Source organism: Amycolatopsis sp. lyj-109, from assembly GCF_046548995.1.
Classification (GTDB): Bacteria; Actinomycetota; Actinomycetes; order Mycobacteriales; family Pseudonocardiaceae; genus Amycolatopsis.
This window is the reverse complement of sequence record NZ_JAJPWR010000009.1, coordinates 317,144-337,554: the sequence shown is the minus strand read 5'-3', so window position 1 is coordinate 337,554 and position 20,411 is coordinate 317,144. Positions and strand designations below refer to the sequence as shown.

Sequence of the window (20,411 nt, the reverse complement as noted above, 5' to 3'; positions counted from 1 at the left end):
CTCCTCGCCTCTCGATCACCAGCACGTTCACCCTCTCGTGACCGGCTCGTCCCCATCGGCGACGGCACGCGGTTCGAGTCGATCTTCCGAGCCGGCACGCATCGCTGGTCCGGCCTCCAGGGCTGCGAACGCGTCGAAGACCTTTTCGAACACCGACGAGTCGTTGTGGCGGCTGAAGTTGCGAGCGTACTGCAGCACGGCTTGGGCCTCCTCGATCTCCGGCGACTTCGGCAATTCGACCAGCAACCTAACGGGAGGAAGTCCGTTCTCCGGAGCGGATTCTGCCGGTGAGCTCTCCAGTTCGATGGGCAGAACGCTGATCTCCTCCGGGCCGATGGCCAAGCCCAGCTCCGCCATCAGCCGTGATTCGGCGGCCACTTCTCGTTCGACGAGCGCCAGTACCTCTTCCAGACGCCGTCCTTCGACATCGTGGCCGCCGCCGAACTCGACACCGACCCAGACCTCTGGCAGCGGCGCACCTATCCGGTGGCGCCACGCGGCCGCGCGGACGGTTTGGCGGACCAGGTCCGTCACCTGTTCACCCGCGTCACCCAGGATCGTCACGTCCCTCTCGCCGTCGCGTGCGAAGGACACAATGACCGGCTCGATCTGCTCCGCCGCCAGATCCTGCAGGTGGACGACATTAGCCCAATCCACACCCTCGCCGGCGCTCCGAGCCTCGGCGAACACCCCGCCGTTCTTGACCATGATGACCGACTTGTCGTCGAACATGCCCGGCTGAACGATCTCAGTACTGCCGATCACTTGGATGGATTTGCCTTCTTCGTTCCACGCCTCGCGAAACGCCGTTGCCGGCGGCTCGGCTTCGTCGTCAATGGCGGTGTTCACCTTGCAGTTGATCAGCCTGACCACGCCGGTCGATTTCGCAGCCCGCCGGTAGGCTTCGCTTCCCTTGACGATCACGGCACTGTCCGCCCCGGACAGCTTCACGCTGTCTCCGATGTGGAACGGCCGGTCACCTCCCAGTCCGAAGGTGAGGCCGCGCTCGTTCCCGTGACCCTCGACCAACCACTGCTGCTTGAGCGAGGTGATGCCGGGACCGGACTTCGGTACCAGCGCGGGTATCAGCCGCGTCACCGGCTTGCCTGACTTGGTGAGCCCCTCCAACCGCCGGAAGTAAACGCGCTGGGAGATCGGGGTCAGATTGCGCCCGAACGCGGAGCGTCCCACACTGTCGGCGAGGTCTCGCGGGAACAGCTGCCCGAAGTCGCCGAGTTCGGGGTTCCGGTAGGCGAAACTGAAGACCCGTCCGGGTGACGGCAGGGGCGGCGATTTGATCTCGAGACCGGGAACCTCGAAGTTCAACCGGCCGCCCTTGAACGAAACCACGCCCTTCGGCTGGGCCAGTAGCCTCGAGTACCCACCGCGCAGCAGTTCCGGGGACATCTCACTCAAGACGTAGGACAGCTTCCCGTCCGTGGGAAAGATCGCCAGTGGCCTGTCCCGGTCGTCGCCGAGCAGCCTCTGCAGCGCAGGCTCGTTGCGCAGGACCTGCCCGAGCTCGGGCACTGTGAGCCGCAGGTCGACGCCATCGCTCCGGATCGCCGCATATTCCGGGCTAACGAACACGTAGGCCGATCGCTCCTGGCTCTCGTCGGCGTTCCTGGCCCAGGAAGAGGCGTTCAGGAAGTGCTCGCCGTCCCCGTGATGTCCGACCCACAACGCGATCGGAATTCCATGGCGGCCTTTCAACAGCTCTATCTGAAGGTCTCCGGCACGCAGCACCGAAACCAGTTCAAAACGCGGCGAACCTGTTACTCCCCCATCGTCGGTCTGCGCATAGACATCGTTGAAGATCGTTTCCCGGCGTAGTGCTCCGGCGACATCGAAGCCAAGACCGCCGAAGTTGACGCGCTCACCACCTTTGGCGGCCACCAGGACCACCGGACGCTGCGGATCCTCCCGCAGCAGCCGGAGAATCTCCGGATCGGCGAGCAGCATCTCACCGAGTTGCCGCCCCCCGAGTTCCAGCCGCTGCTCGAACGCCGGTGACATCTCGTCGGAGAATCCCCACACGGTAACCGTCACATGCTTTCCGTCCGGCGAATCAACCTTGAAGACCAACGGGTCACGGTGCTCGGACACGTCGGCGAACCGGAGCGTGGGCGGATCGTCTCCGCTCCTGGTCGCGACCTGTATCGCGCCGGCCGCAGTCAGGATCCCCGAATCGGAGCCTTTCGCGGTGAAATCGAAAGCCAGCCCCGACCTCTGGTGGCGGATGAACCCCAGCCGAGGCGACGGCCCCTCGACGAACCGGTCGCCACGTGGAATTTCCAGCACGCCGTGTTCGTCGAACGAAATCTTTCCAGAGTAGCTGTACGAGACAAATGGTCCCATCAAATCCTGCAGTTTCGTCAGCATTCGCAAGTTCGCTTCTTTGTCCGGGTTTTCCGGGTCGTGAGTGATCACGATCAGTTCCGGCCGGACCGGACCGCCGAACGCATGCCGGAAGGACGCCGACCCGGCGATCAGTGCCGCCATTTCCTCGGGCGAGACCGCAATCGACTTTCCATTCTTGAGAGGTACATGAAACTCTTTCCCATCCGCGGTCAGCATCATCCTGAACGGTCGCGTCCGGTCCCCATCCGTCGCCGCGGCCCAGTCCTGGACCGCATAATGGCGAATTGTCTCACCGTTTGCCAAGGTCATCGATTCGGCGACTATACGCAAGGTGTGGTCGTCGATCAGCTTGTGCCACCGCCGGAACGACTTATCGGTGACCAACGGCTTAAGGGTGCCGAAACCCATGCCGAACCGGCCATTGCTGCCGATCAATGCAATCCAGTCGACATCTTCGGGCATCACATCCGGCAGCATCCGGAATTCCCGGGCGTGACCGGCGTCCGACTCATTCGCGGTGTCCAGCACAGCGGTAGTCGTCATCCGAACCGATCGTCGCGGACCGTCGTCGCGAAGTTCCCCGGCGAACTTTCCCGCTTCGTCGATCAGACCGCGCTCGAACGCCGGGTCAGAGTCCTTTCCGAGCAGCACGAGCGTCATCAGCGTGCCGGCAGGCAAGGCCGCGAACTCGGAACGGCCGCGAACACGGTTCGCCAACTCAGGACCATCGATCAGTGATCCGTCGACCAGAAACCGGCCCGATCGGCTCATGACGTAGACGTTCATCGATTTCTCACCGTCCGTCCCCGCAGGCATGCCGGCATGAACGCGGCTCACCTGTTCCATGTCGACGGCTCCGCTGCCATCCGCGAAAACGATGCCCCCGGCCAAGGTCTCCGTCTCACGGAGGAAGAACGGACCCGATGTGGTGCTCTCGCGCCCCTCGTGCGCACCAATGTCCACCAGCCCGGAGGTCGCCGGCCGCGGGGACTCAGGTGCCGTTCGAGGCTCAGAAGTTCGACCCACGCCCGGTACTTCTCCGCTCGTCTCCGTGAACTCGGCGGCCTCCTCCCGTCGTGGCGGCCTGAGCGTCACCGACCTCAGCACCGGGTCGGCGGCCTCGTCGCGAAGCTTGCCGGCGGTGTCGGTGCGGTCCCCGCGGTGGACGATCTTGGTGGCCGGTTCTACCGGGTGGCGGGCATCCCGGCCGTCTCCAGCCCGCCGCACGCCGTCGAACAGTTCAGCGAGGCGAAGTTCGTCGTTCCCCCAGTCCGGCGTTTTCCCGACGTGCTGGGTGAACCGGCCGTCTTCCCGCACCGACACGTGAACTGATGGTCCCTGGACATCTCCGGCGTAACCATCGTCTCGTAGCAACCCCCGGAACCGGTCGAGGGGAGTCCGGCCGGCGGAGTCCGCGAGCGACGGATCGTCCACCAGACAGGCCAGGAGCAGCTGGCGCCGCCACTGACGCCACAGGTCTCCTCCCAGCAACCCACCACCGGTCATCAGGCGGAAGACGCTCTTCTCCGAGATCACCACCTGTTCGCCGGACCGCAGCCAGACCGAGAACCCGTTCTCGTCGTGGTGCAGAACGGTGGCGTACGCGTCAAGGTCTTCCTCAGTGCGTTTGAAGGCCTTCTGCACCACCGAAGCCTCGCCAGGACGGGGGAACAACACGCCGCTGATGGCCCCTTTGTGGGTTAGCGGCACGAAAACGACGTCGGATGTCCGGACGACGTCCGTCGCCGACGACGACGGATCGTCATCGTTGAGCACCTCGACTCGGCGGGGCGCGGGCGTCACCTGATGCCGTTCGACCAGCGCGCCGCGGTGGTCGGGAGTACTCAGGCTGTCGTCGCGTGTACGCGGGGTGCCGCCGTCGTCGCCGGTCCTCGCCTGAGCGGCCGGCTCCCCGGACCGGCCGGTGTCAGTACCGGCACCGCTGTCCCTTCCGGCCGCCGGTTCACCGGTTGAGCGGCTCGGTTCCGGTGTTCCGTGCTGCTCCGGCGTGTCCAGTGACTTCTCGAGCCAGATGTCGACCACCGTGGGCTCGGCGGAATCGATGAACGAAGCGTCTCGCGTACCACCGAACTGCTCCAGGTCGAGCCGGTCTTGAACCGGCACGTGGAGCTGAATGCGGTTGAGTGCGGTGGACAGTTCCGTGCCGATCGATGTCAGCTGCTCGGCGCTCGGCTCGTGTTTTCCCGTCACCCGGTAGCGGATCTTCGGATCCGTTCCCCGCAGGTGCTCACGCATGATGTTCTTGGCGAATCGGCGCAGGTCCACGCGCTGGGCCGGCGATGCCGTTTTCGCGTCGGCGCCGAAGACCACGCGAACGTTGGGCCCCGCGCCGGTCCACGCGGCCTGGTAGGCCTCGGCGGCTCGCCACCAGTTCGCCTCGGCGTGCGCGGCGGCGTCGCGGACCTCGTCCAGACGGTCCCCGCTGAGGCCACTTTCCTCGCTCGCCGGGGTCTTGTTCCTCGCCGCGGCTTCTTCCGCGCGCACCAGGTCACGGGCGGCCGACCATTCGCGGTCGCGCTGAGCGAGGTCGCGGGCCCGGTGCGCCACCTCATCGGGAATCAGGTCGGTCCGGTCCGCCCGGCGGATGTGGTAACCCTTCGGGAAGCTGACGTCAACCACGGCCGGGCTCTTCAGCGAGAGCTTCGACGTTGGCTCGGCGACGAACCGGAAATCGGTCGGGTACGACCAGGTGCCGGTGAGCGCCTCGGCCGGTGCCGCATTTTCCGTCCTTTCGGGTTTCTTGCCTTCCGGGAGTTCCGCGCCTCCCGACTTCGTGCTGTGACCGTGTTCGTGGCCGTCGGCCCGGGCGCCGAGCACCTCCATCGGGATGCCCCAGTGCGCGATGGTGCCGAAGGGCTCCCGGCCCTGGGCATAGGTGGCGTGCTCGGGGGCCTGCGGGACGCCGGCGGCGATCAGCGGCGTCGCGAACACCGTGTTGGCACTGTCATGCCCGTTTTCGACGTGCGTCGATCTGGTCGCTTCGGTGCCGCCGCCCAGCGCGATCCGCGCGCTCGCGCCGGTGAGCTGGCCGGTCCCGCGGGTCGTGCTGTGGAGCTTCAGCTTCGCGCCGAGTTCCGGCGGCAGTTCGAGCTCGACGCCGGCTCGGCCGGGCAGTCCGCCCAGTTTCTCGATCCTGCTGGGCGCGAGCAGGTCCCGCAGCAAGCCCAGCGTTCGGTGGTCCGGTTTGAAGCCGCTTTCGACGAGTGCCTGGCGTGCTCCTTCGACGAGGTCGTCCCGGCTTCCGTCGAACCCGGTGATCCGGTACTGGGCCGGGTCGGCCGGGAGTGCTTCCGCGTCGCGAGCTTCGTACCAGTCCGCCATCCCGGCGTCGGTCGCGTCCGCGGCTTCGTGTTTCACGACCTCCCCGCGAACCGGCCCCTCCGGTGCCGCGGCACGGTCTTCGACGATGGAGGTGCCGGTCACCCGGGCCGTGACCTTGGTTTCGGCGATGCGCTCACCGTGACGTTCGATCGCCACGTCGAAGTCCACGTCGAGGTGCCGTTCGGCCAGCGCGCCACGCACGGTCTCGCGGTGTTCGCGTTCGTTCGCTTCGGCGTTCCCGGTCTCCCGGGATTGCTGGAGCCACTCGAAGACGTGGGTCGGTCCCAGGCCGAGGGCGGCGTACGGTGCGCCGTGGCGCTGTCCAGGCGTGTGCGACGTTTCCTCGGCCGCGGCCGACTGGAGCATGATGGCGGGTATGAGCAACGTCGTGAACTCGGCGAGTACCCGCTTGACCCCCCGGGCCTCGGTCGTCGTCACCGCGACCTTCGAGGTCTTCGTCAGCTCGCCGTGCCGGATCCCGGCCGGCCGCGGCGTCTCCGGGGCCTTCGCGTCCACCCGCAGCTCGTAGGTCTTCCCGCGCAGCCGGTCTTCCAGCCGGAGCGTGGTCCTGGTGCCCCCGTTCGCCAGGTCCGGCAGGAAGCCTTGGAAGTTGGACAGGTACCGCTGAACTTCCTGGAGGTTGTCGTGTTCGGTGGCCAGGGACGAGTCCGGGAGAAGACGGTCTGCCACGTCTTTGCCCAGCCTTTGGGTCACCCGGGCGTGCAGCTCCGCGAAGAGATCGCGCCCCTTCTCGGCAGCCGCGTCGATGAGGTCGACGGGCTCGATGACGCCGTCACTCCACGGCCCGCCGCCCAGTTCCCGTCCAGGCGGGATCGGCACGAGGTCCGTGGGGCCGCTCGGTTCCTCCGGGCCGGGTTCGTGCGGGGGAGCCGACGCTCGCTCGGCGTCCACCTTGGCCTGCTGGATCTCGATGTCACGCAGCTGCGCTTCGGTCACCAGGACTCGTGCGGCTTCGGGCAGCTCCAGGCGTTCGGCGGCCCGCCGGACCTCGCCCGCCGACCGCCACCGGTCCGGGACGACCCGCGGGAAGAGCTCGGCCAGCTGCCAGCGGTCGATGTTGCCGTGGCGCCGCGTCTCGACCGCGACCGTCGTCTCCACGTTCGCCTGCACCAGGTACAGCTTGCGAGGCTCGCCCTTGACGGTCTGGGTGTTCGACACGGTCGTGCTGTGCCCGGCCTTGCGGCCGAACGTGCTCACCCAGTAGCTCAGCTCGTGCAGGAGCGCACCCATCCCGTGGATCTTGGTACCCGGTCCGTGCAGGCTGCCCGCGCTGATCGGAAGGTAGACGGCTTCGACGCTGTTCGTCACCGTCCAGGAGCTGGAGATGTCGTGCGAGGCGCGGCTGCTGCTGGTGATCCCGATTTCGGGTTCCTCCCACACCGTCGCGAGCACGACGGGATCGCGCAACTGGTGGGTGACGACGACGTTGGCGACCACGTTGGCCCGCCGTCGTTCCTTCCACTGCAGCCCCCTCACCTGGATCGGGCGGTTGAACAGCCGCAGGTCATTCCGCGCGCTCTCCACCGAGATCGTCTGGTCGATCAGCGCGGAGTTGCTGCCGTCACGGGAGGCGAAGATCGGGTCACCCGAGGCCTTCACCAGCATCGACCGGATCGACTGACGAACGAAACCGAGCCCGCTCATCCCGACCAGGCGAATACCGTCGGATACGCGCGAGCTGGTACCGCCGGCGTTCCGGATGGTGTTCGGCGAGACCTCCGGCAGCTCCGTCGTGCGAGCCGGCTTGACTTCGAAGCCGGGCAGCGGATGGCTCTCCGGGAGTTCCAGCACGACCTTCACCCGCACCGTGCCCGGTTCGCGGCCCTGCGCCTCGGCGGATTCGTCCACGATCTTCAGCTGGTGCTCGGGCGGGACGTCCAGCCCCCGGCGGCCGACGGTGACACCCCGCACCAATTCGTTGTGCCTGGACCAGTGCGTGCCGGTCACGGTCAGCTTGACCGTCGCCTCGTAGCGGCGGACGCGTTCGGGACGCACCTTGCCCGTTTCGTCGAGCCCCGTTCCCCGGGTCCCGCCCGCTGTGAGCGTCGTGCCCTCTTCGTACCCGGCGCCCCGCGATCGCGAGCGCGTCACCTTGTGCGCGGAAGTCAGGATCCCGGAACTGCCAGTTAGGCTGGTGTAAACCCGCGCCAGCACGCCGACGCCCAACGACCAGTGCGTCGCCTGCTGCCGGCCGCCGGCTTCGTCCGAGCTGAGCTTCGCCGGCCCGGTCTCGCCGTCCGCCAGGCCGAGGTCGACGAGACCGCCTTCCAGGCTCGCGTCGATCCGGAAGGCCGCGTGGTAGTCGTGTGCCCGGCCGTGTTCCGGGGTCAGTTCGACGGTCAGTGGCTGATCCGTGAGCAGGTTCGGCGCACGCTGGGCCAGGCTCTCCGGCGACAGGGCCCGGTCGATCTCCTCGCCGCGGCCGAGCTGCCGCTCGTGACGGCTGCTGAGACCACGGGCCAGCTTCGAGTCGCCGAAGTCGCCGATGAACGTGCTGTCGCGCCATGCCCAGCGGTGGTGGCCCGGGATTTCCTTCGCCGAATCCCGCAGGACACCGCTCAGCAGGTCACTGGCGTCGGCCAGGGCCAGCGCGGCTCCGGGAGCCGCCGACTCCGCGGCCTTGACCGGCGACAGCACTTCCGGTGTGGTCCCGGCCGGCGACGCTCCCTCGTTCCCGGGGTGGATTCCCGCGCGTTCCGCGTCCTCGGATTTCGCCCAGTGGACGGCGTCGAGTGCGTGGGAGAAGGTCATCGGCGGCTGGCCCGAAGGGCGGACCTCCAGGTCGTAGACGGTGCGGTAGCGCACCACGGTGCCTTCGTAGGTGCGGGAAGAGGTCCCGGCATCGGCGCGCTCGTAGGTCTGGGTGTGGCTCCGGCCCCGCTCGCCTTCCGCGTGCGGTCCGGCCCCGGCCGACATGGCACCGACGTCGTAGCCCGGCCCGGCGGCGTACGCGGCGTTCACCGACCGGTCGACCGTCGCCGACGCGCTCCGGCCGGCCGACTCACTCCGTTCTTCTTCGAATTTCGCCTTGCCGACGTGCTCCAGGTAGGTGACCTCGCGGGCGACCGCGCGCATCTCCACCTTGCGCACCCGGGTGGAAAGCAAGTGCTTGACCGGGTTGCCACCCCGGCTCAGCGCCTCGGAGGTGACCCAGCCCTTGCCCCTGGCCGCGTCCTCCGGAGAGACGGCCATTTCCGGCAGCTTGGCCTCGATGTTCGCGTCGGACACGAACGCGCGTAGCTCTTTCTGCGATTCCGTGCCCAGCTTGCCGACCAGGCCGAGCACCTGCTCGGACACGCCCCAGCCGTGCACTCGCTCGAGGGCAGACGGCTTACCCCGGCGGTAACCCGGAGTGGTCTGGACCGTCGCCTGCTCGACGAACGCCGGCGGCAGAGATCGCGGAACCGGCACTCCCTCACCGGTGGAACGCAGGCCGACGGGCATGCTCACGACGACGGCGAGCGGGTTGGCCGTGGTGACGTCACCGCCGACTTGTTCGGTCCGGCCGGTCGGGTACCCGTGGTCGTCGAGCTCGGTGATCCGCACGGAAACCGGAACGCTGACCGCTTCCGCGTCCACCGCTCCGTCCAGGGACAGCTTGAGCTGCGAGGTGCGAGAGACTTCGTGACCGTGCGAACGGCTCGTCGCCGGTCCGGTGGGCACGGTGATCCCGCCGGTGCCGAACAGCCCCGGCACCATCGGGTTGAAGACCTTCCATGTCATCTTCGGTGCCCGTCCACCCAGGGTCCGGGCCGCCGACCCGCTCGAGGACGAGTGCTCGGCCGAGTGCACTGCTGCGGTGCCGGGGACCGGCGACTGGCGCGACCAGTCGAGTTCGGGTTCGAGGATGAACTGCTTCCCCGCGAAATCCACCACCTTGCTGCCGCCCTGGAAGGAGCGCAGGTCGTTGCCGACCTCGTAGCTGAACTTCTCCAGTTCGGCCTGGCTGGCCGCGCGCTCGCTCATCGACCTGAGCCGGCGCCAGATCTCTTCAAAGCCCTGCGTGCGGTAGAGTTGCCTGGCCGCGCCGAATGTCCCGTCCCGGTGCTCGGACGGCAAGCCGTCGGTGGCCGGGGTGTTTCCCTCGTCTTCTGTCCGCCGGCCGGGCTCCCCGCCTTCCGGAATGGCGGCGAGCGACGGCTTCCAGGCGGAACCGCGCCCGGTCCGGGTTACACCGGAATACACCTCCGGCTGCGTCTGCGGAGCCTCGCCGTCCGTCACCTGTTCTTCGGGGCCGGAAAGCCGGGCGTTGACCTCCGACAGCATCTCCGGCAGCAGGCTCTCGGACAGCACGGGGACTTCCGGCAGCTCGCCGGCGGCACCCGGTCGCGAACCGGCCCCCCGGTCGGCCAAGATGTCGCCGCGGTCGTCCGGAGTGGCCTGGCTCGGCTCTCGGGCCGGGTCGTCGTCACGTGCCTGTGGGGTGCCGCCATCGTCACCGGTCTTCGCCTGGCCGACCAGTTCCCCAGACGCTCCGGCATTGGATGGACGCGGCTGTTCGGCGACGCGGGCGTCGGGCATCTCCGATAAACGACTTCCAGTGTCTGTAAAGACCGCAGGCTGCACTAACGATGCGTCGTCTGCCGCGGTCGCGGCGTCCTCGTGACGCCGGATTGGCACGAGCCCGCGTTGTCCCGCATCCGTGGATAGCCCTCGTTCGGCGCCCTGCACGCCCAGCGTATTGACGAATCCCCGTACCATCGCCCTCGTACTGTCGAGGTCACCGTGGTCGAAAAGTTCCGCGGTTAAGACGAGCAGCACGTCGCCCCAGAGGTCACTTCCAGTTGCTGCCACCTCGCCACCGGCCTCGCGCAGCAGCGAACGAACGCGGAGTTCCGCGGGTTCCCAACCCGCCGACGTCTCTCTGGCCGACGCGCGAACCAAAGCGGCACGCCCACGGACGACAGCGATTTCCTCCGCCCGAGAATGCGCTCCAGACCAGCCATCAGACCGCTCCGCACCCGAATCACGCGCCCGCGCCGCGCCATCACGAATACCGGAAGCACGCTCGATGATCGAGTCGCGGGTAAGCGCCTCACCCCCAGTATCGCCGGGAGTGTGCCCGGAGCTGTACCCAACCCCTGGTCGCGAATCCGGCGCCGGCCCCGCAGCCCCACGCAACATCGCCTCGCTCCGGGCTGTGCCCAGCTCCTCCGCAATGTCCCGCACCAGTTCTCGTGCCCGAGACAACTCACCATGTCGCAGAAAATCCTCGGCCACCACCACACTTACCGCGTCCAGCAAACCCCGCCGCACACCCGGCAGTCGTCTCTCGCTCTCCGGCAAACCATCTGCGTACCGAGCGGATTTCTCGTGCAGAAGAACAGGATCATGCTCACGGAGGATCATCGTCTGAGCTCGACCCAGAACCCTGGCAAAGGCGGGGGACTCAGTCATACCGGACTCACGGATATCGGCAGCGCGCTTCATGATCGAATCGGGAGTTGCCAGCTCACTCGACTCACGACCGATGGAGTCACCCTCTTCCCGAAGATCGCCACGGCCTTCACGCTCACGCCCGGCATCAGCCGGCGCATCACCAGCAGGCTCGTCCACTTCGCGAATAGTTGGAAGCTCCTGAAAGCGGCCCGCTGTAAGTTCGGGCTTCGCTGGCGCACTTACTGCTCGACCGGTCGATCTGTTGACGGCAGACGTCGAACTGGACTCCGGAATACCGGCAAGACTGCGAGCCATGGCGTATATTTCACGGGAAAGGTCCACCAGCTCTTTCAGTCGGTCGCGTATATATCGGGGTCCGGCGGGTGCTTCTTGGCCGAAGAGTCGAAGTTCAAGCAGCACCAAAGGAAGTGTCAGGCGAGCCCTTCCCGACGGATCCGGGTTCGTGTCCAGCTCGTCAAAATTAGTTCGCACCCCCAAAGTTTCAGATTGATTATAGCGACGCCCTGGCTTGGATTGAAGCCCGCTATTGACATAATCCAGAATCTTGCCCTCTGCCGGCTCCGCTCCTCGCCACGGAGGAGGGATCTTCTTGTCGAAGTCCAGGTTGGTGAGGTCAGTAAACCTTTGCACTATTGCGTCCGCTTCACGGTCCAGCACCTCGGATACGAACGCGCTTTGATTGGTCAGCTCCCTCCTTACCGCATCAAGGGAAACGCGCGACGCTGCCGCAACATTATTTTTTGTCATCCCGTTAGCTGCACCGAATGCGACCTGATGCGCCATCGCTGCGGCTTGAATCAAGGAAAGTGTCACAACTCCCGAAAAGGCGGCTTTATCTACCTCAGATAAAAGTTGACCCTCGGCGAAACTGTCCGCGACCCGCAACGCAGCCACCAGGTGATCATGTGCTGCGCGAATCGGGCCTGCACCTACACGATTCCGGTCGACAAGCTCACCGAGAAACCGGCGCAATCCGAGCACCGGAACGCCTACGGTGTACTGTGGATATATGTGATCCGTCTCAGGAATACTGTAGGTACGATAGTCATCAGCAAGAGGATCGACCTTAGATCCCGGTAAGCCTTCGTCCGAAAATACAGACTCGAGTCGACCCCATTTTTTCAATCGCCGAAGAACTTGATCGAAGACGTTCAGTGCAGTATCGAAATCTACGCGGCCCTCATCACCCTCGACAGCATAGATGGGCTTGCTCACGTACTCAATAATGTCTGCATTATTTATGCCATTGTCTGCTGCAATGTCGAAGACTGCATGTTCTACCAGGTTTCCAGCCTCTCCTGACGTCATCCCCGAGTCAAGGTGGATGCCCACGCCGTGGAGTTCGGCTTCAAACCCAACCGCACCACCGCGCAGTTTTGCTTTTGTGCCGGCCAGAATTCCGGCAATCAACTCGGCGGCATCGTGGAGATTATTCCAACCTCCGCCGTCAAGCTGTTTGTACGCCCGCAACACTGATTCTCTGGTGACAACAAGAGAAATAAAGTCTGGATCAACTCCTGAGTAAGTTAGATCACGCAACTTGCGTCGCACGTTGTGATAGAGCATCTCGTGTTCAGGCGTCGATAGAATTCGATCATGTTTGGATCCCGAGCCGCCGAGAAGCGTCTTCTGGTCAGCAATTGCTTTGCCCTTGCCTCCTGGACTCGGAGGTGTACCGTCGGCGCCCGGGGGCGGATCGATGGGCGTCGGGTTTCGCGGCTTCGGCCCATCCGAGTAGGTGTCGGTTCCGGAGTTCCGGGATCCGTCGTACTCCTGGGCCTGGGACACGTCCCGGCCGGTGTCGTGCAGCGAGTGCGACAGCACCGCTCCGCCCAGCTCAACCTCTCGGCCGGCCAGCTGCTCGACCGCGCGGCGACTGCGGGGGGAGCCGTCGGGCTCCTGCGTCGGCAGGCCGAGAAACCGCAAGTACTGGTCGGTGTGAACCGTGACGGGGTCGTACAGGTTCCACCGGGTCTGAGCCGGCTTCGAACCACCCTTGCCGCCGTCTCGGTCTGGCGAATCCGGTACATGCATTTCGACCGGCACGTTCCGGTCCGGGCTGCTGTCCCACCCGGGTTCGACCCTGCTCGGGGTGTCGGCCTCGACGGTGAAGTGGACCTGGCTGCCGTTCCACCGGCCGGCCGCTTCCCAGTGGAAGCGGTGGTTGAACTCCGAGTCCAGGTGACGCTGCAGCCGCTGGGCACCGTCCCGCCGGGCTGCCGCGGGCACCGCCTCGCCCCGTGACACGACGTCCAGCGGCACGGAGAACTCCAGCACCCACTTCCCCGGTCGTACCTCGAAGTGCCGCACGTCGTACCGGACCTGCACGATCGTCGCGGAATCGCTCCCCGGGGCACGCTCAAGCTGCCGGCTGCTGAACCTGGTCGGCGTCGACGCGTCCCGCTGCTGCTGCCATCCCCCGTCCTTCGGCAGCATTCCGGGCACGTCCGGCCCGGCCACCGGCTGGGCGACCCGCGCAGCTTCGGTTTCGTGCATCGGGGCAAGGTAGGCGGCAGCCACCGTGGCCGCCGCCGCGTCGTCGGCCGTCCGCGACCGGCTCGGCGAAAACTTGTCCGTCCGGGGAGACTGCTCCGGCTGCGGTCGATCCGGTCCGCTCGAGCCCGCCAGTCGGTCCGGTGGGCTCACCATCAGCTTCTCCGGCCGCCCACCCGCGGCCGGCTTCTGCGTCGGACCGTCGTGCAGCGGCGTGGGCGTCCCGGACCGGTGCGGCCCTGATGTCGGCCCACCACGATCGGCCGGCGCCCCGGTAACCACCGGATCGGTACCACTCGCACGTGTTCCCTCTCCGGTCGCGGCCCGAGGTGCTGGAGCCGAGGTGACGCCGGACGCGGCCGCCTTGACCGCCGCCGGATCAGGAGCCCGGACGCCGGACTTGCCCTCGGTGTCCGGCTGGGGTGCCGACCTTGCCGGTCCGGGCTCCGTGGAACGCGGAGCAGAGGTCTCGGCCGGCCGTGGACCGGGCGTGTCAGACACCGGCAGGGGCCGGCCGGAGACCGGGCGAGGCTCCACCGGTGAAGCGGCGCGACCGGAGCCCACCTGCTCCGCGTCGACCCGGGACGACGCGGGAGTCCGGCTCGCTGGCTCGCCCCCGGACAAGGGCCGTGCGGGCGCGGAACCAGCCGCCGACGGCTGCGCGACGGCAGGACCGGCACTCGTCTTCGCGGCTGTAGCCGGCTGCCGGACCTCGGGCTCCGGAACGGTTCGCGACGTGCTGTCCGGCCCGGTCGCGTCGATCTTCGGCTGCGTCCGGGTCCCGGTCGGCTCTCCGCCGGACGGTGACGCCGACGTGGTACGAGTGCCCTCCGTGGTCGCCGGAATTTCCCGCGCCGGCGACGCGGACGACGTCGCCTTCGGCGGAACGCTCGCGCTCGCGCCGTTGTCCGCCCGCGAACCTTCGGCGACCGGATTCAAAGTGGTGGCACCTGGCCGGTGCCCAGCAAGGGGGTGCATGGCCGCCGAGTCCTGCAGAGAATCCACCGTACTGGCCGGCGAGCTGGGTGTGTCCGTAGCCGACCCGGCCCAGCTGCTTCGGGCCGACCCACTGTTTGAGGTCGTCACGGAGCTCGTCGAATCTGCGGACGTTCCGGTCAGGAACCGTTCGGCCGAGGAAGTGTCGACCGACAGCTGCGGCCGCCCGGAGGTTGTGCCGTCGGCCGACGACGACGCCGTGCCACCGTCGTCGGCTGACGCAGCAACCGTGCGGTCTTGAGTGAGTCCCGCTTCAGCGGGCCGGCCGGTGTTCAGGCCGGAGCTGGTCCCGGTATCCGACGACCGCGACTCGCCGGAGTTCGTCGTACCGGAGCGCTGATCGCCCGTCGAGTTCGGTTCGACGGAGGTCTTGTCTTGGCCGACGAACAGCCGTCCCAGCTTGGCTCCGTCCCCGGTCATGACCTCCGGGGCGCCCTTGCCGGTCTCACCACCGATTTCCGCCGAGCCTTCGCCGGCTGTTTCGCCGCGCATCGCCCGCGCGTTCGCGCCGGGGAACAAGGGTGCGTCCAGCGCCGACGAAACAGCCGCATGAACGTCGGAGAACGCCTGTTGGAGGCCCGTCCGCTCGACCTCCGAGATCTCCGGAGACACACTATGAGAGCCACCGGCCAGGTCCGCATCCAGCGCCGGGCCCCGGGCGTCGCCCGGCCTGGGGACCCAGCTGAAGTCGCCGTGCACGCTCTTCCACATGGCGTCGTCAAGCTTGGCCGACAGGCTGGTGGGCTTGACCGTGTTGTAGTGCGCAGCGGCACCCAACGCACCTGCCCAGAACTCGCCGTGGCCGCCGGTCGCGAGGTTCACGAGGGCGTTGCTCGGCATCACGCCAAGGACCTGCGTCGCCGCGTAGCCGATTTGCCCCGTCCCTCGCACCCAGCCCGGGGCGCGCTTCCCCACGTCCTCACCGATCATCCCCAGGCCGACTTTCGCGGCCCCGCGGACCGCGCCGAACGCCGCGCCGCCGATCGCCCCGCCGATGGCCGAGTTCTTCAGCGAATCCAAGTCGATGTCGTCGCGCTTGTGGTCGAGCTTCTGGAATCCTTGGATGGTGATGTCCAAGCCGGTCATCAGCCCGGCGTTGATGGCCGCGTACTTGCCCATGGTCCAGGCGATCTTTCCCACCGCCATCCCGACCTGCCGCAGCGTCAGCTGGGAGATCGACCGCACCAGGGCGTTCCACATCTGTGTCAGCGCGACGCGGCCCGCGGCCACCGTGCCGGGGATCGCGAACGACCCGAACACCGAGATGGCCAGCGCGATGATGGTCGCCAGCACCATCGCCAGCATCACGGCGAACATGATGATCGTCTTCACGATGTCCGCGGCCGCGGTCCGGCACATCTTCGCGTATTCTTGAGCTTTGTCCTGTTCGGCCCTGAGACCGTCACGAACGGTCGTCAGGTATTTCAAGTTCCGCTCGGCGGTGGCACCGTGCATGGAACGCTCGAACTGGGGGACCAGCTTTTCCATCCCGGCGTTGATCGCCTCGAGAGAGTGGCGGAAATCCTCCCACGCGTCCGCCATCGCGTACAGCGCGTTGTGGTCACCTTCCGGAAAAGCCATGCCCACGATGACCTTGCAGAAGGTCTGCAGTTGCTCCGAAACGTGATGACTGAGCGCCGCACCCTTGCCGTGAGCAGAGCTGGCCTCGCCGCCACCGTGTGCGCTACCGCCCGTTTCCTTCGTGACCACCGAACACACCTCCCCCGGACTGTTGCCGATCAGACCGGAAACCCGCTGAAAAACAGGACGTCAGTGACCGCCGTCGGGCGGTGGCGGAGGTGGCGGCAACTCATCGAATGCCTGGGCCGCGGATGAATCCAAGCTCTCCATGAACTCCGCGCTCTTCTGCATGTTGTCGGACGAGGCCGACATTCCCTCTGCAGCTTCGCCGAGACCCTTCCGGTCCTCCTCGGCTTTCTGGTAGTAATTTTTTTCGAACGCTTGGCCGGGCTCGTCGGTCCCCCATGCCCCCTCGTACTGCCCCAGCACGTTCGAGAGCTTCTGCTGCGCGGTCTTCAGGTCCGCCGCAAGATGCGTCAGCTGCTGAGTGGCCGACCTCATCCCCTCCGGGTCGATGAACAGCTTGTCAGCCATCGACCTCACCGTCCTTCCGCGGCCGTCGGTCCGACAGGTCGATGTCAAGGCCGAAGCCATCGAGCATCTGCCCGAACATCGACTTGATCATTTCGTCCGGCCGGACCTCGCCGGCGGCCATCCCTGCCAGGTCCAGCCCCGGCACGCTGGTCTCGCCCATCAGGTCGGACATCTTCTGCTGAGCTTCGACTCTCCCCTTCTGCAGGGTCTCGACGATGATCTGGGCGAGCTGGGCCGGCGGCAGGGTCCGGTACTTGGAGCCGTTGAAAACCAGCTCCACCAACTCACCACGGCCGTCCAGGGTCATGGTCAGCGACCGGTCCTTCGGATGCACGGTCGAGCGGGCCTCGTCCCAGTGCTTGCCCAGCTCGTCGAGCTTCCCCATCTCGGTCTCGAACGTCGCCCACGCGTTGTTCATGGCGCGGGCCGGATCGGATTCGGCAAAGTCCGAGTTCGTCATCTTCGTTTCCTCACTCACAGCCGCCTGCACCGCCACGCACGGCTACCCACAGGTTCCAAGATTCCTGGGTTCCAGGGTGCGACCGGGTTACCCGGTCGCACCCTGCTGCCGGGAATCCGGAGACTTTCCCGGGCCGAAAGTGCCCGAACGGCCAGCTGAGGCCAGGCCCCGCTCAAGTCCGTACCCGAGGCGTGACCTTCCGGCGCGCCAGGAGTGGGCAGGGGCCGGCCTCGGACGGCCAGGGGCTCGCCAGACAGCCGTCGGAGTCGACGTTGTCCGCGAAGTCCTCCCAGTCCGTGTTGGCGATCGTGAGGTCGACGATCAGGAGCACCGCGTGGTGGTCGCCAGCCGGACGCCGCTCCAGCAGGTCGTCGGGCGTCAGGCCGGTGAACGCTCGATCGTCGACGTAGGTCACGTCGGCCATGAAGTCATCCGGCGTGATCCAGCCGATCCCGACCTTCACCTGTTCCCAGGCCACCTCGCCTCACGAAAAGTAGTGTGATATTCAGCGCGCCGACTAGCGCGGAAAGAACAAATAACCAAAAAGCCCACTTGAGCGTCTCCGGGCACCCATGGACAGGATTTTTACGCGAGTTCAAATAATTTGGATACTCGACCATGCATGGGACAAATATGGCACGGAACATTCGAGGCTCCCAGAGGCCGGAGGCGGAATCTGCCCGAACCGGCACGGAGTCCTGGTGGTTCGGCCGTGTTTCGCCACTGCCTCTTCCTCCCCCGAGACCGTGCGACCGAGAACGGTCGCACGGTCCGGTCTGCGGCTTCGGATCAGCGTCGAACGTCCTGCCAGGGCCGCGCGCCCACCGGTACTCCCTGCGGGTGAACGGGCTCCTCCGGGATCGACGCCGGGGGTGGCGGTGGGGCCGGCGTCTCGGCGGCGGACTTCGCGGCCTCTTCCCGTTCGTTCGCCCGCTCGACCCGGTAACCGACGATCACCGTGACGATCAGCGACAGGGAGATCAGCCCTTCAGCGATGAAGAACGATCCGAAGTCGATGACCGAGCCGATGGGCGGTTGACCCGGCGCAGCGTTGCGCAGGGGGACGAGTGCGAACAGCAGAGCACCCATGAAACTCATCGGCGGCCAGAGCAGGCCACGGCGGTTGCCCACCACAAACCAGGCCGCAGTCACCGCCGCCAGGCTCAGCAGCCACATGAACAGCATCATGAACAGGGCGAAGGCCCAGGTGCCGGTCGATCGCTCCGCGTCCACGGTGAAGATCAGCGCACTACCCTCGGCTTTCGCGTCGTGGGTCTCGAGCTTGAAGAACGCGTCGGTGTTGACGAGGGTCACACTCGCGGGCACGGCCCCCGTCGCGGTCTGCACCGAGACCCCGACGTCGATCTTGTAGCTGTCGAACGGGTAGTCGGTGACGATGCAACGACGCCAGTCCCTCCGTTGAAACTTCGGAGACGACCAACACTAGATTGCCTGTCGAGTCCCCAACCGGCGAGCTAGAGGATGGCGCCACGGACCCGCCGCCGAGCGCTGGGCCTTAACGCGCGAGATGAGCATTCCCGGGAAGTCGCGCAGACCTCCCGGGAATGCCTGACTTCACAGCGAAGAACCCACGCCACCGACGTCTTCGGTGGCGCCGGAGGATGGGACATAGCAGCCCGGCAGCTCGGCCTCGCCGCGCTCGGCGTCGAATAGGACGCCGCCGCGTGCATGACGCGCCGAGCGGCCGGGCTCCTCACAGTCGAGGGTGACGTCCGCGACTATCACCCGCTCGACTTCGAACGCGTCCCCGGCTTCATCGCGTCCCCGCCCTGCCAGACCTTCTCCGCGGCGGGGACGAGTGCGGGCCTGGCCGCGCGGCGCTCGACACCGTCTACCCTGACTTGGCTCAAGATCGCTGATCTTGGGTAGGGTGCTGGCTGTTGAGCTGCGGTTTCGTCGTGTGAACGGCGAAAATCTGCGCACTAAGCGGCCGGTTCTAGGGGTCTGCCCATCGCTTCCCGGTTACGGCTTCAGCGACAAGCCGGCCGCGCCGGGGTGGGGGATCGAGCGGATATCCGACGAGTGGTGCGAGCTGATGGCCCGGCTCGGCTACCGGCGGTTCGGCGCCCAGGGCAGCGACTGGGGCACCAGCATCGCCACGAGCATCGGTCAACGGCAACCCGATCGGGTCGCCGGCATCCATCTCATGCCGCCGCTCGCACCGCCCGATCCGGCCACGTTGGACGACCTCACCGGTGCCGAGCGGACGGCGCTCGCGACACTGCGGGAGGCGGACGAATGGGGCTCCGGATACTCGGCGCAGCAGTCGACCCGGCCGCAGACGGTCGGCTACGGGCTGGTCGACTCGCCGGCCGCCCTCTGCGCCTGGATCGTCGAGAAGTTCTGGTCGTGGACCGACTCCGGTGGCGACCTGCATCGGGTTATTACCCGGGATGAGCTGCTCGACAACCTGATGCTCTACTGGCTGCCCGGCACCGGTGCCTCATCCGCCCGGCTGTACTGGGAAAGCCTCCGGCAGGTCAACGAATGGATCTCCGGGTCGGCCGGCGCGCCGGTGACCGTACCCACCGGCTGTTCGGTCTTCCCCAAGGAGCTGCAGCGCCCGTCTCGGCGGTGGGCGGAGCGCCGGTTCCCGAACATCCGGTACTGGAACGAGCCCGGCAAGGGCGGCCACGTCGCGGCGTTCGAGCAGCCGGCGTTGTTCGTCGACGAGGTCCGGTCATTCTTCCGGCTGGTCCGCTGATGGTCACCCGTATTCGGTAAGCGGCTGGCTAAAGATCAACAAGTGCCCATCGGGTGTCCGTACGTTGAAGTCGCGCATCCCGTAGGGCCGGTCAGCCAGTGGCTCGACGATGTCGGCGCCGCGGGCGCGCAGCTCGTCGTGGCAGGAATCGACGTCGTCGACGACAACCGTCACCCTGGCCGGGCCGACGCTGCTTTCGGCGTACAGGTGGAACTCGGCGGTGTCGCGGATCACGGCCGCGTAGCTAGGTGGGGTCTCCCAGGTGAATATGGTGTTGAATCCGAGCGCGTCCGTAAAGTACGACCGCGCTGCCTGCACATCTCGGCACGGCAGCACGGGAACCGCCACTCGCATGACCATTCCGTCACCTTACCTGACTTTGGCTCAAGATCGCTGATCTTGGGCAGGGTGCTGGCTGTTGAGCTGCGGTTTCGTCGTGTGAACGGCGAAAATCTGCGCACTAAGCGGCCGGTTCTAGGCTGTCTCTCGTGGCGTATG

Annotated in this window: 9 protein-coding genes; 2 read left to right on the top strand and 7 right to left on the bottom strand. The window is 66.6% G+C overall.

Going from position 1 to position 20,411, the window contains the following annotated elements; all coding sequences use genetic code 11:
• Positions 1-27: 27 nt before the first annotated feature.
• The 6 genes from ACLJQF_RS22480 to ACLJQF_RS22455 all read right to left on the bottom strand — a co-directional run bounded on the left by ACLJQF_RS22480 (position 28) and on the right by ACLJQF_RS22455 (position 18,934).
• The gene (locus tag ACLJQF_RS22480; protein WP_410611326.1) at positions 28-16,323 is read right to left on the bottom strand and encodes a hypothetical protein; all 16,296 of its coding nucleotides are present in this window, start codon (positions 16,321-16,323) and stop codon (positions 28-30) included.
• Positions 16,324-16,383: 60 nt separating this feature from the next.
• Complete coding sequence (locus ACLJQF_RS22475) at positions 16,384-16,728, bottom strand: type VII secretion target (RefSeq protein ID WP_410611325.1); 345 nt, start codon at positions 16,726-16,728, stop codon at positions 16,384-16,386.
• Positions 16,721-17,188, bottom strand: coding sequence for a YbaB/EbfC family DNA-binding protein (locus ACLJQF_RS22470; RefSeq protein WP_410611323.1), 468 nt, complete (start codon positions 17,186-17,188; stop codon positions 16,721-16,723). Before ACLJQF_RS22470 ends, ACLJQF_RS22475 begins: the two co-directional genes overlap by 8 nt.
• 172 nt (positions 17,189-17,360) lie before the next feature.
• Complete coding sequence (locus ACLJQF_RS22465) at positions 17,361-17,666, bottom strand: DUF6924 domain-containing protein (RefSeq protein WP_410611321.1); 306 nt, start codon at positions 17,664-17,666, stop codon at positions 17,361-17,363.
• Between the two features lie 311 nt (positions 17,667-17,977).
• Positions 17,978-18,586, bottom strand: coding sequence for a DUF4436 family protein (locus ACLJQF_RS22460; protein WP_410611394.1), 609 nt, complete (start codon positions 18,584-18,586; stop codon positions 17,978-17,980).
• A gap of 177 nt (positions 18,587-18,763) precedes the next feature.
• Positions 18,764-18,934 carry a hypothetical protein gene (locus ACLJQF_RS22455; RefSeq protein ID WP_410611396.1) on the bottom strand — a complete coding sequence of 57 codons (171 nt, stop codon included), beginning with the start codon at positions 18,932-18,934 and terminating at the stop codon, positions 18,764-18,766.
• On the opposite strand from ACLJQF_RS22455, the gene ACLJQF_RS22450 reads away from it, so the two are divergent.
• On the top strand, positions 18,878-19,078 hold the full coding sequence (locus ACLJQF_RS22450; RefSeq protein ID WP_410611320.1) for a DNA cytosine methyltransferase: 201 nt from the start codon (positions 18,878-18,880) through the stop codon (positions 19,076-19,078). The genes ACLJQF_RS22455 and ACLJQF_RS22450 overlap by 57 nt on opposite strands.
• 1 nt (position 19,079) lies before the next feature.
• Positions 19,080-19,913, top strand: coding sequence for an alpha/beta fold hydrolase (locus ACLJQF_RS22445; RefSeq protein WP_410611319.1), 834 nt, complete (start codon positions 19,080-19,082; stop codon positions 19,911-19,913).
• A gap of 3 nt (positions 19,914-19,916) precedes the next feature.
• On the opposite strand, the gene ACLJQF_RS22440 is transcribed toward ACLJQF_RS22445, so the two are convergent.
• Positions 19,917-20,273: a VOC family protein gene (locus ACLJQF_RS22440; protein ID WP_410611318.1), complete on the bottom strand. Its 357-nt coding sequence runs from the start codon at positions 20,271-20,273 to the stop codon at positions 19,917-19,919.
• Positions 20,274-20,411 lie beyond the last annotated feature (138 nt).

Coding starts and splice junctions, on each gene's coding strand:
- ACLJQF_RS22475 (WP_410611325.1), bottom strand. CDS start 16,728: ATGGCTGACAAGCTGTTCATCGACCCGGAGGGGATGAGGTCGGCCACT.
- ACLJQF_RS22470 (WP_410611323.1), bottom strand. CDS start 17,188: ATGACGAACTCGGACTTTGCCGAATCCGATCCGGCCCGCGCCATGAAC.
- ACLJQF_RS22450 (WP_410611320.1), top strand. CDS start 18,878: ATGACGCGCCGAGCGGCCGGGCTCCTCACAGTCGAGGGTGACGTCCGC.
- ACLJQF_RS22440 (WP_410611318.1), bottom strand. CDS start 20,273: ATGGTCATGCGAGTGGCGGTTCCCGTGCTGCCGTGCCGAGATGTGCAG.